The sequence below is a fragment of the Pseudomonas sp. MYb2 genome, assembly GCF_002979955.1.
In the GTDB taxonomy this organism is placed as follows: Bacteria; Pseudomonadota; Gammaproteobacteria; order Pseudomonadales; family Pseudomonadaceae; genus Aquipseudomonas.
The window spans coordinates 490,367-503,689 of record NZ_PCQC01000001.1 but is presented as its reverse complement, the minus strand read 5'-3'; the positions used below and the strand labels follow the sequence as shown (position 1 = coordinate 503,689).

Here is a 13,323-nt window from a genome sequence, read left to right as displayed (position 1 = left end):
ATAAATATTCACTATGGAATGCCGCGATCACATGAAGCGCAAGAATATTCTTTTCATCATGGCCGATCAGATGGCCGCGCCAATGTTGCCGTTCTACGGCCCTTCGCCGATCAAACTACCGAATCTTTCCCGCCTCGCCGCCCAAGGCGTGGTGTTCGATGCCGCTTATTGCAACAGCCCTTTGTGCGCGCCGTCGCGGTTTACTCTCGTCAGCGGCCAGTTGCCGAGCAAGATCGGCGCCTATGACAACGCTGCCGATTTCCCCGCCGATGTGCCGACCTACGCCCATTACCTGCGCCGTCTCGGCTACCGCACCGCACTGTCGGGCAAGATGCATTTCTGCGGCCCCGATCAGTTGCACGGCTACGAAGAACGCCTGACCAGCGACATCTATCCCGCCGATTACGGCTGGGCAGTGAACTGGGATGAGCCGGACGTAAGGCCGAGCTGGTATCACAACATGTCGTCGGTATTGCAAGCCGGGCCATGCGTGCGCACCAACCAACTCGATTTCGACGAAGAGGTGGTGTTCAAGGCCCAGCAATACTTGTTCGATCACATCCGCGAGGATGGCGATCAGCCGTTCTGCCTGACGGTGTCGATGACTCACCCGCACGACCCGTACACCATTCCCAAAGCATTCTGGGATTTGTACGACGATGCCGATATCCCGTTGCCTACAACCCCGGATCAACACGAACTCGATCCGCACTCACAACGTCTGCTCAAGGTTTATGACCTGTGGGATAAGCCGCTGCCTGTGGATAAGATTCGCGATGCGCGTCGGGCGTACTTCGGGGCGTGCAGCTATATCGACGCCAATGTTGGCAAACTTCTGCAAACCCTCGAAGAAACCGGGCTGATCGAGGACACCATCATTGTGTTCTCTGGGGACCACGGCGACATGCTTGGCGAGAAAGGCCTCTGGTACAAAATGCACTGGTACGAAATGGCCGCCCGCGTGCCGCTGTTGATCAGTGCGCCGGGCCAGTTCGAGGCAGGCCGGGTCAGCGCTGCCGTGTCGACTGCAGACCTGCTGCCGACTTTCGTTGAACTGGCGGGCGGCACGCTTGAACCGGGTCTGCCGCTGGATGGCCGCTCCTTGGTCTCGCACTTGCAAGGGCAGGGCGGTCATGACGAAGTGTTTGGCGAATACATGGCCGAAGGCACCGTCAGCCCGTTGATGATGATCCGTCGCGGCGCCTACAAATTTATCTACAGTGAAAGCGACCCTTGCCTACTCTTCGATGTAAGCAACGACCCGCGCGAACTGGAAGAACTCAGTCAATCGCCGCAACATCGCCAACTGTTCGACGATTTTCTCGCCGAAGCGCGGGCCAAGTGGGACATTCCGGCGATCCACCGGGAAGTGCTGGCCAGCCAGCGCCGCCGCCGATTTGTTGCCGACGCGTTAACCATCGGCAAGCTGAAGAGCTGGGATCACCAGCCGCTGGTGGACGCCAGTCAGCAATACATGCGCAACCACATCGACCTCGATGATCTGGAACGCAAAGCACGTTATCCACAACCCTGCCAAAACCAATAATGTTAAGGGGAAGTCCATGCGTAAGTTATCCACAGTAGTGACGGTTGGCCTGCTCGCCCTGAGCAGCGCCTCGGCATTCGCCGAGCAGAGCTGCGACACGGTGAAAATGGCCGATCCGGGTTGGAGCGACATTGCCGCGACCAACGCGATCACCGGGTTTCTGCTGGACGGCATGGGCTACAAGGCCAAAGTCGACACCCTCGCGGTGCCGATCACCTTTGGCGGGTTGAAGGACGGCCAAGTGGATGTGTTCCTCGGCAACTGGATGCCGGCGCAGCAGGGTTTCTACGACAAGTTCGTCGCCACTGGCGATGTCACGCAATTGGCGAAGAACCTCGACGGCACCGAGTTCACCCTGGCCGTGCCGGACTACGTGTGGGATGCGGGTGTGCATAACTTTGCCGACCTGAACAAATACGCGGACAAGTTCGAGCGCAAAATTTACGGCATCGGTTCGGGCGCGCCGGCGAATATCTCGCTGCAGGAAATCATCAAGAAGAATGACTTCGACATGGGTCAGTGGAAGCTCATCGAATCCAGTGAACAGGCGATGCTGGCGGAAGTGTCGCGAGCGGTGAAGAAGCAGAAATTCGTCACCTTCCTCGGCTGGACCCCGCACCCGATGAACGTGCAGTTGAAAATGCATTATCTCAAGGGTGGCGAGAAGTACTTTGGCGACACCGGCAGCGTGTTTACGTTGACGCGCAAGGGCTACGCCGAGGCGTGTCCGAATGTGGGTAAATTGCTGACCAATCTGTCGTTCACTCAGGAGATGGAGAACAGCATCATGGCTGAGGTGGTGAACAAGAAGGTCAGCAATGCCGAGGCGGCGAAGGCGTGGATCAAGGCGAATCCGGCGGTGTTGGATAAGTGGCTGGATGGGGTGAAGACGGTAGACGGGAAGGATGCGTTGGCGGCGGTTAAGGCGAAGCTTTGATTGTGGGGTGGCTGGATGAGTGATCGGCTTGAGATTTTTGCCCCCTCACCCCAGCCCTCTCCCCCAAGGGGGCGAGGGGAAAGGGAGCCGATCGTTGTTGGATTCTAAACTTACGCTCAACTCCGAAATTGCAGGTCGGTGCATCTCCACCAAACACCTCGGTCAGTCCCCTCTCCCTCCGGGCGGTCCGACGTTTCGGGAGGGCTAGGGTGAGGGCCCTTTCCCTGTCACCCTGATAACCTTGAACAAAACCCCAACCGCGAGGATCCATGGCCTTCCCCAGCCGCCACTCTCTCTTCCCCTTCCTCACCTGGCTACCGCGACAGACCCGCGCCAGCGTCGGACGGGATCTGATCGTCGGCCTCAGCGGTGCGATTCTCGCGTTACCCCAGTCGATTGCCTACGCGCTGATCGCCGGCCTGCCACCTGAATACGGTCTCTACGCCGCGATCATCCCGGTGTTGATCGCCTGTCTGTGGGGCTCATCGTGGCATTTGATCTGTGGTCCGACCGCAGCGATTTCGATTGTGCTGTACGCCAGCGTCAGCCCTTTAGCGGTGCCGGCGTCGCAGGACTACATCACCCTGATCCTGCTGCTGACTTTCCTGGCCGGAGTTTTCCAGTGGTTGCTCGGTTTGCTGCGCTTCGGCGCGCTGGTGAATTTCGTCTCGCACTCGGTGGTGCTGGGATTCACCCTCGGCGCCGCGGTGGTGATTGCCATCGGGCAATTGCCGAACCTGCTGGGGCTGGAACTGCCGGCGCAGGCTACGGCGCTGGCGAGTCTGATGGATCTGCTGCAACACTTCCGGTCTGTGGATAAACCGTCGCTGCTGCTCGGTGTGGCGACAGTGGTCGTCGGTGTGGTGTTGAAACAATTGCTGCCGCGCTGGCCGACGCTATTGATAACCCTCGTATTGGCCAGCCTGCTGGTATGGCTGTGGCCGGCGATGTTCGGCCACGTGCATTTGGTCAGCGCATTCGTTGGGCGGTTGCCACCGTTCAGTGCGTTGCCGCTGGATCTGGATTTGATTCTGCGGTTGCTACCGAGCGCCGTGGCGGTGGGCATGCTCGGGCTGGTCACCAGCCTGTCGATCGCCCGCTCGATTTCGGCGCGGTCGCAACAGTTGCTTGATGCCAATCAGGAAGTCCGCGCGCAGGGTCTATCGAATATTGTCGGCGCGTTCTTTTCCGGGTCGTTGTCGGCGGGATCGTTTACCCGTTCGGGCTTGAGCTACGAGGCGGGCGCCTGCTCGCCGCTGGCCGGGATCTTTTCGGCGATCTGGGTGGCGTTGTTTGCGATTTTCGGCGCGGGGCTGATTTCGCATATTCCGATTCCCGCCATGGCCGGAAGCATTCTGTTGATCGCCTGGGGCTTGGTCGATCATCGCGGGATTCGTGCGTTGCTGCGGGTCAGCCGTGCGGAATTCGTGGTGATGGCGCTGACGTGCCTCGCGACCTTGCTGCTGGAACTGCAAACGGCGATTTATGCCGGCGTGCTGGCCTCACTGTTTTTCTACCTCAAGCGCACTTCGCAACCGCGTGTGCAGCATTGGCGCGACGGTGAGGACGATGTTTTACGCGTCGGCGGCTCGATCTTTTTCGGCGCCAGCCATTATCTGCAGGTGAGATTGCAACGCATGCACGGCGCGCGGGTGGTGATCGAGGCGCAGCAGATCAACTTCATCGACTATTCGGGGGTGGAGATGCTGCATCAGGAGGCGCGGCGGTTGTTGAGTCAGAATCGCAGTTTGACGCTGCGCGGGGCGCGGCCGCAGGTGGTGGAAGAGTTGCGCAAGCTGGAAGGGTCGGAGAAATGTCCGATCCGGTTTGAGGATTGATCCAACAATAACAGCATACCCCTGTAGGAGTGAGCCTGCTCGCGATAGCGGAGTGTCAGATACACATGTTTCAACTGATACTCCGCTATCGCGAGCAGGCTCACTCCTACAAGGATTACTGGGCCAGTTGGCGGCGGAGTTCGGCCAGCACTGGCGCCGTGTCGGGTCGGACGCCCCGCCACAAAAAGAACGCCTCAGCGGCCTGCTCCGCCAACATCCCCAACCCATCCATCACCAACGCCGCACCCTGCTCGCTGGCCCAGCGGCAAAACGCCGTCGGCTCTTTGCCGTACATCATGTCGTAGCACAGGGTCTTGCCCGGCTCGATCAAGCTAGGCGCAATCGGCGGTACATCACCGGTGAGGCTCGCCGACGTGGCATTGATGATCACGTCCACCGGCTCGCGCAACCAGTCGAAACCACTGGCCGACACCGGCCCCAGATCGCAGAACAACTCGGCCAGCAGCTCAGCCTTGTCCACCGTGCGATTGGCAATGATCACCGAGGCCGGCTTCTCCGCCAGCAACGGCTCCAGCGCCCCACGCACTGCACCGCCAGCACCCAGCAACAGGATGCGTTTGCCGGTCAGGCTGAACCCGGCATTCACCGTCAGATCACGCACCAGTCCGGCGCCGTCGGTGTTGTCGCCGAGCAGCGAGCCGTCGGCCAGTTTGCTCAGGGTGTTCACCGCGCCGGCCCGTTGCGCGCGAGCCGTCAGGCTGTTGGCCAGACGGTAAGCATCTTCCTTGAACGGCACGGTGACGTTGGCGCCGCGACCTTTCTGGAAAAACGCCGTGGCGCAGGCGGAGAAGTCGTCGAGCGGCGCCAGCAGCGTGCTGTAGTCGAGACTCTGGCCGGTCTGTTCAGCGAACAGCTTGTGAATCATCGGCGATTTGCTGTGGCCAATCGGGTTACCGAAAACGACGTAACGATCCATCAGCAATCCTCAGGCCTCGGCCAGCCAGTCGCGATCTTGCAGGAAATATTCGGTCAGGCGCGCTTCTTCGCTGCCCGGCTCAGCCTTCCAGTCATAGCCCCACCGCACTTGCGGCGGCAGCGACATCAGAATCGATTCGGTACGCCCGCCCGATTGCAGACCGAACAGCGTGCCGCGGTCGTAGACCAGGTTGAATTCGACGTAGCGGCCACGGCGAAATTCCTGGAATTCACGCTGTTGAGCGCTGAACGCATCGTTTTTGCGTCGTTGCACGATCGGCAGATAAGCGTCGATGTAAGCGTCACCGATGGCGCGCATGAAAGCGAAGCTGGTATCGAAGTCCCACTCGTTCAGGTCATCGAAAAACAGACCGCCGATGCCGCGCGGTTCGTGGCGATGCTTGATGTGGAAGTAGGTGTCGCACCAGGCTTTGTAGCGCGGGTAGACGTCCGCGCCGAACGGCGCGCAGGCCTGTTCGGCGACGCGGTGCCAGTGGATGCAGTCTGCTTCGTTGCCGTAATACGGGGTCAGGTCGAAGCCGCCGCCGAACCACCAGACCGGTTCTTCACCTTCTTTCTCGGCGATGAAAAAGCGCACGTTGGCGTGGGACGTCGGCACATGCGGGTTGTGCGGGTGAATCACCAGCGACACGCCGAGGGCTTCAAAACCGCGACCGGCCAATTCCGGGCGATGGGCGCTCGCGGACGGTGGCAGACCGCTGCCGAAGACGTGGGAGAAGTTGACGCCGCCCTTTTCGATCAGCGTGCCGTTCTCGATCACGCGGGTGCGACCGCCACCGCCAGCGGGCCGGGTCCAGGCGTCTTCGACGAAGCGCGTGCCGCCGTCTTCGAGTTCGAGTGCGGCGCAGATGCGGTCTTGCAGGTCGAGCAGATAGGCCTTTACGGCGTCGGTGCGGGTCGTCATGGCTTCACCTTGAATCGGGCGGCGCCCCGCGGGCGGGCGACGCAAATGGGCGCGTAGCATACCACCGCAGACTAACGCGCCGCAGTTGACGAAGATCAAGCATGGGAGTTGGATAGGGGGCTCACGAAAGACCCAAGGAGAGCAGGCAGATGGCAAAGCGTATCCAGTTCCGCGCCCACGGCGGCCCCGAAGTGCTCGAATATGTTGACTACGAACCCGCTACCCCCGGCCCGAATCAGGTGCGTGTGGCCAACAAGGCCATCGGCCTGAACTTCATTGATACCTATTACCGCAGCGGCCTTTACGCGCCGCCAGCCTTGCCGTCCGGCCTGGGTGCTGAAGGTGCGGGCATCGTCGATGCCGTGGGCAGCGACGTCACCCGGTTCAAAGTCGGTGATCGCGTCGCCTATGGCAGCGGCCCATTGGGCGCTTACAGCGAGTTGCACGTTTTGCCCCAAGACAATCTGGTGCACCTGCCCGACGAAATCAGTTTCGAAACGGCTGCCGGGGTCATGCTCAAAGGCCTGACCGTGCAATATCTGCTGCGCCAGACCTATGAGCTCAAGGGTGGCGAAACCATTCTGTTTCATGCCGCTGCCGGGGGTGTCGGTTCACTGGCCTGCCAATGGGCCAAGGCACTGGGCGTGAAGCTGATCGGCACCGTAAGTTCCAAAGAGAAAGCCGAACTGGCCAAGGCCAACGGGGCGTGGGCGACGATCGATTACAGCCGCGAAAACGTTGCGCAGCGCGTGCTGGAATTGACCGATGGCAAGAAAGTCCCGGTGGTCTATGACGGTGTTGGCAAGGACACTTGGCTGACTTCCCTCGACAGCGTTTCGCCGCGCGGCCTGGTGGTGAGCTTCGGCAATGCCTCGGGTGCGGTGGACGGCGTGAACCTGGGTATTCTGGCCGCCAAGGGTTCGCTCTACGTGACCCGGCCGACCCTGGCGACTTATGCCAACAATGCCGAGAATCTGCAGCGGATGGCCGATGAATTGTTCGAGATGATCATCAGCGGCAAGTTGAAGGTGGACATCAGCCAGCGTTACCCACTGGCTGATGCGGCGAAGGCGCAAACCGAATTGTCGGCACGGCGCACCACCGGCTCCACCGTCCTGCTGCCCTGACACGTAGCCAGCCAACGAAGCCCCCGGACGAGTCGTCATGACTCGCCCGAGGCGCCTCGCAACTCAACGAAGAACGGCGTTTTGCCGGCCACGGTGGTTTCAAAATCACCCCGAGCCAGACGCCGCACCTGCAAGCCCAGCACACCTGGCAGTCCGAGCAATGCGCTCGCTTGCGCCTCGTTGCGCAAAGCCCCTTCGATAATGCGTTCTGCACCGGCCGGCAATCGCTCCTGCGCGATGAGCAGCCACATGTGCGCGCCGTCGGCCTGTCGATCGATTTGCACCTGCACATCCGAAGCATGCAGTTCGGGCAACGCCTCTGCGAGCACGCTCAGAACCTGTTTCTGAGTGATGAGCGCACCGCCCAGCTTGATCGAGCTCTCGACTCGCCCCTCCAGCTCCAGTATTGGCAGAGCGCTGCCACAGGCACAGTTCGATTGCCTGCCCAGGAGTCCGCCACGGTCGCCAATGCGGTACCGCAGCAACGGCACCTGATCGGGCAGCAAAGGGGTCAGCAGAAACTCGCCGGTTTCACCGTCGGCCAGCGCTCGCAGGCTGACGGGATCAACCACTTCCAGCAGCATCGCATCCGCGTGCAGATGGTAGAAACCATGTTCGAGGTGCGCACACTGGAAGCCGATCGGCCCGGTCTCCGTCGAGCTATAGCCCAACGACCGTATGCTCAAGGCCGGCCAGTCCCGGGCCAGTTGGTCACGCAGGGGCTGACGGCAGGGTTCGCCAATGTAGTAGAGCCATCTCAGACTGCTCAACTGCGCCTTATCGACATCGGCATGATTGAACAGTGCCGCCGCAAAAGAGGGGGTGCAGATCAGTGCATCGGCCGCTTGTGACTGAATCAACCCGGCTATGCGCTGAACGCCCATCAGTGCGCCTGCAGGCAGCAGGCGCGCGCCGATGTGCTGGACGATGGCCGCCGCGTATTGAAAGGCACCCTGCATTTCACCGGGCGTGAGGCAATTAATGACGACACGGGGATGCTCATCGGTCGCAGCGAACATCCGCGCCCCAAGGGGCACGATGCTTTCGTTGAATGCCCAGGAATGGGTAATGTGCTTGCGGTTACCGGTGCTGCCACCCGAGGTCAGGGTCAGCCCGCCACCCGGTGCACGGTGTGACGCTTCGCCGAGTTGGGTAAACAGCAAGCCACCCTGTTCGTCCTCCACAGCCAGGATCGGAAGCCGATGCAGATCCTCTGCGGTCTGTACGTGCCGAATCTGCGGATACAACGTGCAGAACCATGGCAGGGATCGCGCATGGGCCAACTTTCTCGTGAAGGCTTCTGTCGCTGCCGCGTGAATGGCCTTCGAACTGGCCTGCCTCATAGGATCACTGCGCATGCCGCGGCTCTCCCTGACGAATGCCCAGTTCGGCGAACCCGTCGTTGACGACACTGGCCAGATGTTCCAACTGGGCGTGGCTGTGATTCGCACTGATGGCCAGCCGCAGTATGGCTTCACCCTTGGCTACCACCGGAAACAAGGCAGTGGTGACCGCGATGGCGTGCCGACGCAGGTGCAACGCCAGGTTGATGGCGTCACGCTCGGCGCCGACCCGGACAAAACGTATGGGTGAAGCAATCTGGTGATTGCCCAGCACCGGCCCGAGCAGGTCATCAATTACCGCCACATTTCGCCATAGCGAGGCCTGCAACCGGCCTAGTTGTGCAGAAAGATGAATATTGGCCGAGGCGACGGCCGCGCCGACACCGCCCATGGACAGGGGCCCACCGAAGGTATAAGTCGAGGCATGGCGCCGAATCAGCTCGGCATCCGCCGCGGTCAGCACAGTGATCGCACCGCCGGTTGCACCGAAGGCCTTGGACAACGACGACAGCAGGATCAAACGAGCGCGCAACGGCTCAGTGGCAGCAACAAGGGCATAGCCGCCTCCGGCCTCGCCATGGATCGACGTGCCGTGAGCGTCATCCGCATAGAGGTAACCCTCAAAGCGCTCAGCCAGTTGCAGCAATCGATTAACGGGATAGAGCCCGCGCATCGAGCCAATGCTGTCAGTCAGGATGATGGGCGTATTGCCTGCAGCGACAGCGATGGAGCAGGCGTCTTCGACTTGCTGAAGATCACTGCAATCGCAGCGCTGGACCGGGCCGAACTGCCACAGGATGCCTTGCAGCACTTGCATCGAGGCATGGGCGGCGCGGTCAACGATCCAGCCTGGGCCGCGCCGCAAGGGATACGATGGCAACTCGCCGGAGCCCAGCAGTGGCAGACAACCCAGATGAGCACTGCCCACCGAGTTGAACGTCACCGTATGCCCCTGGAATATGCGGTTCAACTGCTCATCGAGTTCACGCATCGGCGGCAGCAGCGCTCGGGTCCGGGCGGCCGCGAACTGCACACCGAAAGACTCGACGGCTTGCACTGCGCCTTGAATCAGACGGGGATCGCTCTCCAGGCCCAGATAGGAGCATGAAAGAAACTCGGTCAACTGTTCGCCATTGCCCAACTCTATGACCTTGCCCTCGCGCTTCACCAGCTGCAGGCCATTGAGCCCGGCATCGAACAGTTGCTGCTGATCGTCACGCGCCTGACGAACGCGGTTCTTGACCCAATTGACGGTCGGATGAGGTGTATTCATCGAGATACCTGCACAGATGAGGTATGGCGGTACACCTGTACTCGCCAGAGTTGGGTTTTTTCGCGTGCGATGGCGTCCTGATATTGCATGGTAACGTCGCAGAAGCCTTTGCTATCGGGCCTGACCACATGCAGATGGCCGCGAATGACCGTCAGCGCATGCGTGCTCAAGGCAGGCTGGATTCGCTGCAGGACACGGCTGCTGTCGGCTGGGGGCAAGAATGAAGTCACGTCGGAAAGCGAGACAAAATCGACATCCCTGCACCTGGCAACGCAGTCGAAAATATCCCCCTGCACCACGCTCAACTCGCACACCTGAAGTGCCTTGCGAGCCTGTCGGAAAACCTGCGGATCACACTCAAGCGGCAAGCCTTGCGGATATCGCAGTTCACCGAAAAACAGCATTTGCAGGAAAAAGCTTTCGCGCACGACCTGCGTGGTAAACAAGGTATGGAAAATACCCAGATACACCTCGCGGGAACTGACACCCAGGTTGTTGCGAGGAAATGCCCCGCGGTACAGCAGCGAATTCAGCACCGCTGCATTTCCCAACAAGGCGACCACAGCCTTCCAGCGTTTGAGAGGGAAATGGCTTGAGTAATACGCCGCTTGCTCGCCCAGGTCGTCGCACTGGAAAATCGCTCGGCCGGCCTTACCGGTGAACAGTCCGTTGATCTTTGCCAATCGCTGCAGGGTCTGCTCGAAGGCCCCCATGTAAACCGGTGCCTGCCAATGACGGGATTGAAACAGGTCCGCCAGCCAGTGACGATCCGCCGAGGGCAGGTCCAGTTGCTGAAAAATGGACTGGCGCCTTATCGCCGAAGTCCCCGATCGGTAACCCATGAAGTCCATGAATGAATCGTGATCGGTCTGCGCCAGCAAGGCAAAACGCAAGCGGGTAAAGGCCAGTTGTGGCGCACTGATATCCACGCAAGTCATGCGGGCCGGACTGCGGGCCAGCAACGGCAGAACGCGACCACCACAACCGGCAACGCCCGCCACGTGCCGGGCATGCTCGGGCAGAATGGAGTATTCGAGCGCCGTGTCTTCATCCCCCAGCGCGTAGTTCAATCGCTTGAAGTATTCAGCCATCACGACCTCCACGTACCCATCCCGGGAACGCACTTGAGGGCGTCATGATTTATCCAGGGCATGAAGGAATTCATACTGCGGCGCGCGGCCGTTTTGCCAGGCCTCATACTGCTTGTAAACCGCCTCAAGCATGTTGCCGGTCAGGCGCAGACTGGTTTCCATCACGGTGGCAATGGCATCCCAGTCAGCCTGGTGCTTGCAGGTGCGTTGCAGGATCAATTTGATCTCGTTGAAATGCTCGACATCGATATCTGAGTGAGCAATGAAGAACGTCAGCTGTGCTGGCTTCAGAGCCAGTGTTTCACTCAGTTTGTCGATCAGCGGAGTAATGAAGTGATAGGCGTTTTCCGCCCAGTAACTGTATCCAAGCCGCTGTAACGGATTACCGGTAAAAGAAATCCAGTACAAATACGCAATCAGTACCTCAGTTTCAGGAAGTGCCGACGGTATATCAAAGCTTTCATTTTTCAAACCCAGACTCATAACATCATGCAGAGCCATTTTTTCATGACCGACTTCTTGCGCCGCATGTTCAAAACAGAACTTTGCATACACCGGATTATCAGCATGTCGCACTCCGACAAGGCCCTGGTTTCGTGCATTGTGCGCGGTGTAATGAAACGTCTCGATCATATAGATCGCATATAACGCTTTGGAGACACTGGCTTCGCGGATGGCCTTGACCAGCCGGGAATTATCCAGAATATCGGCCCAAGCCTTTTCAATTCGTTGATCAAGCACAATCAACTGTTGTTCAAAACTGACGGACGCATTCATTGTGAGTCTCCGGGTAATTGGCGTTAATGGGGCAGGGCTGTTGAAGCGCGGTAAGGATTTGCCGCCATTCGGCAGACAACAGCCAGTAATCACCACGAGCGCGTTGTTCGATATGCACTGAGCTTGAGGTGAGCGGCGTCAGGCCGAAACGCTGGAACAGACGTCGTTGAGGTGGTCTGCACAAAGCGGTAACGCCTTGATACCCGCGATCGATCGCCCATTCGGTGGCGGCAGCCAGCAGCGCATTGATCGGTACCGGCCGGTGTTGCTGCGAATGGGTAATCAGGCGACTGAACTCGACATGACGCGCCAGCGCCACGGTCGGCGAGACATACTGATGGGCCAGCGATGCCCATTCGAACGGCGAGGGGGTCACTCTTAATACCGCCGTCAGTTGATCGCGCTGGTACAACAGAAAATGCGTGCTGCGCGATGAAATCGCCAGCTTCGTTTCAAGTGCCCTGGCTCTGGAAGTCAGCATGTAATGCTTTAACCGCAGACGAAACTGGCGGCCGATGAATCGTTCAAACTCGCTGATGTCTGCTCCCGTATCGAGAATAGCGATTCGATAATCAGCATGTTGCTTGTTCAGCGTTTCCTGAAGCCCCTGCAGATAGTCCTTGAGTTGTAAATTCGTAGTGTCCATTCCTTCTCCGCAGACGTTAACTTATCGAAGTTTCCTGAGCGCATTGAAATAATGGATGCTTTTGGAAATATCGCCACTGCGCGACTTCTGATAATGACGTGGGAAAAGTTACTGAAACTTCTTGTTTATAGATTTTATCTGACACACGAAGAACCAATATAAACAACATATTGTTTAACTTGCGCGACAGATCCAGGGATAAATCGCAGGCGGACGAAAAACTCCTCGTCTATGCAGTCGAGGAGTTCGCAAGCCCATCAGGTAGAAATCGGGTCAGTCGGGACGAATGACCTTACCGGTTGCAAGATCACGTATGACGCTAGGGTTTTTCCGTCCGCCGAGGCTACCGCCCAGCACCAGATCAACCTGCCCACGGAAATATTGCTCAACCCGTAAACGCGTACGCGCCGCCGGGCGTCCCTGTGGGTTGGCCGAGGTTGAAATCAACGGCCCGACCATCGAACACAAGTCGCGCACCTGCGGGTGATCACTGACGCGCAGCGCTACGGTGTCGTGCATGCCGGTGACCCATTCCGGCAACAAGCCCTGATGCGGCACCAGCCAGGTGTTCGGCCCCGGCCAGGTGCTGGCCATGCGGTCGATCCACTCTTGCGGGAAGTCCTCGAACAGGAAGTCGAACTGGCGAATGTTGTCGGCGACCAGAATCAGGCCTTTGACCACCGAACGATTCTTGATCGCCAGCAGCCGATCCACCGCTTCTTCATTCCACGGGTCGCAACCCAGCCCCCAGACGGCTTCGGTTGGATAGGCAATCACCGCCCCGGCGCGAATCTCTCGTGCGGCTTGTTGCACACGCCAACTGTTGACCATGAAAAAACTCTCCGCAAACAGGTTTCGCGCAGTTTACCGATCTTCCTTGTAAA

General features: G+C 59.3%; 12 protein-coding genes. 4 read left to right on the top strand and 8 right to left on the bottom strand.

Going from position 1 to position 13,323, the window contains the following annotated elements; translation table 11 throughout:
- The first annotated feature begins 31 nt into the window (after window positions 1-31).
- The 3 genes from betC to CQ009_RS02330 all read left to right on the top strand — a co-directional run bounded on the left by betC (window position 32) and on the right by CQ009_RS02330 (window position 4,321).
- Entirely contained in the window at window positions 32-1,546 is a 1,515-nt protein-coding gene (betC, locus tag CQ009_RS02340; RefSeq protein WP_105704765.1) for a choline-sulfatase, read from the top strand.
- 16 nt (window positions 1,547-1,562) lie between these two features.
- On the top strand, window positions 1,563-2,483 hold the full coding sequence (gene choX / locus CQ009_RS02335; RefSeq protein WP_105704764.1) for a choline ABC transporter substrate-binding protein: 921 nt from the start codon (window positions 1,563-1,565) through the stop codon (window positions 2,481-2,483).
- A gap of 269 nt (window positions 2,484-2,752) precedes the next feature.
- On the top strand, window positions 2,753-4,321 hold the full coding sequence (locus CQ009_RS02330) for a SulP family inorganic anion transporter (protein ID WP_105704763.1): 1,569 nt from the start codon (window positions 2,753-2,755) through the stop codon (window positions 4,319-4,321).
- A 115-nt stretch (window positions 4,322-4,436) separates the two neighbouring features.
- Here CQ009_RS02330 and aroE read toward each other — a convergent pair whose 3' ends face one another.
- Window positions 4,437-5,258 (bottom strand): shikimate dehydrogenase, encoded by an 822-nt coding sequence (gene aroE, locus CQ009_RS02320; protein WP_105704762.1) that lies wholly within the window; start codon window positions 5,256-5,258, stop codon window positions 4,437-4,439.
- 9 nt (window positions 5,259-5,267) lie between these two features.
- Window positions 5,268-6,182: an oxygen-dependent coproporphyrinogen oxidase gene (hemF, locus tag CQ009_RS02315; protein ID WP_064389700.1), complete on the bottom strand. Its 915-nt coding sequence runs from the start codon at window positions 6,180-6,182 to the stop codon at window positions 5,268-5,270.
- A gap of 149 nt (window positions 6,183-6,331) precedes the next feature.
- Here hemF and CQ009_RS02310 point away from each other — a divergent pair, with 149 nt between their 5' ends.
- Window positions 6,332-7,309 (top strand): NADPH:quinone reductase, encoded by a 978-nt coding sequence (locus tag CQ009_RS02310; protein ID WP_105704761.1) that lies wholly within the window; start codon window positions 6,332-6,334, stop codon window positions 7,307-7,309.
- A 35-nt stretch (window positions 7,310-7,344) separates the two neighbouring features.
- On the opposite strand, the gene CQ009_RS02305 is transcribed toward CQ009_RS02310, so the two are convergent.
- The 6 genes from CQ009_RS02305 to CQ009_RS02280 form a co-directional block, all read right to left on the bottom strand.
- Window positions 7,345-8,667: a phenylacetate--CoA ligase family protein gene (locus tag CQ009_RS02305; protein WP_256585363.1), complete on the bottom strand. Its 1,323-nt coding sequence runs from the start codon at window positions 8,665-8,667 to the stop codon at window positions 7,345-7,347.
- Window positions 8,657-9,925 carry an aminotransferase class I/II-fold pyridoxal phosphate-dependent enzyme gene (locus CQ009_RS02300; protein WP_105704760.1) on the bottom strand — a complete coding sequence of 423 codons (1,269 nt, stop codon included), beginning with the start codon at window positions 9,923-9,925 and terminating at the stop codon, window positions 8,657-8,659. Before CQ009_RS02300 ends, CQ009_RS02305 begins: the two co-directional genes overlap by 11 nt.
- Window positions 9,922-11,016, bottom strand: coding sequence for a DUF3419 family protein (locus CQ009_RS02295; protein ID WP_177430971.1), 1,095 nt, complete (start codon window positions 11,014-11,016; stop codon window positions 9,922-9,924). Before CQ009_RS02295 ends, CQ009_RS02300 begins: the two co-directional genes overlap by 4 nt.
- 42 nt (window positions 11,017-11,058) lie before the next feature.
- Window positions 11,059-11,793, bottom strand: a complete 735-nt coding sequence (locus CQ009_RS02290) for an iron-containing redox enzyme family protein (RefSeq protein ID WP_105704758.1) — start codon at window positions 11,791-11,793, stop codon at window positions 11,059-11,061.
- Window positions 11,771-12,439 carry a hypothetical protein gene (locus tag CQ009_RS02285; protein WP_105704757.1) on the bottom strand — a complete coding sequence of 223 codons (669 nt, stop codon included), beginning with the start codon at window positions 12,437-12,439 and terminating at the stop codon, window positions 11,771-11,773. The genes CQ009_RS02290 and CQ009_RS02285 overlap by 23 nt, the downstream gene beginning before the upstream one ends.
- 273 nt (window positions 12,440-12,712) lie before the next feature.
- Complete coding sequence (locus CQ009_RS02280) at window positions 12,713-13,270, bottom strand: L-threonylcarbamoyladenylate synthase (protein ID WP_064389694.1); 558 nt, start codon at window positions 13,268-13,270, stop codon at window positions 12,713-12,715.
- Between the last annotated feature and the right edge of the window lie 53 nt (window positions 13,271-13,323).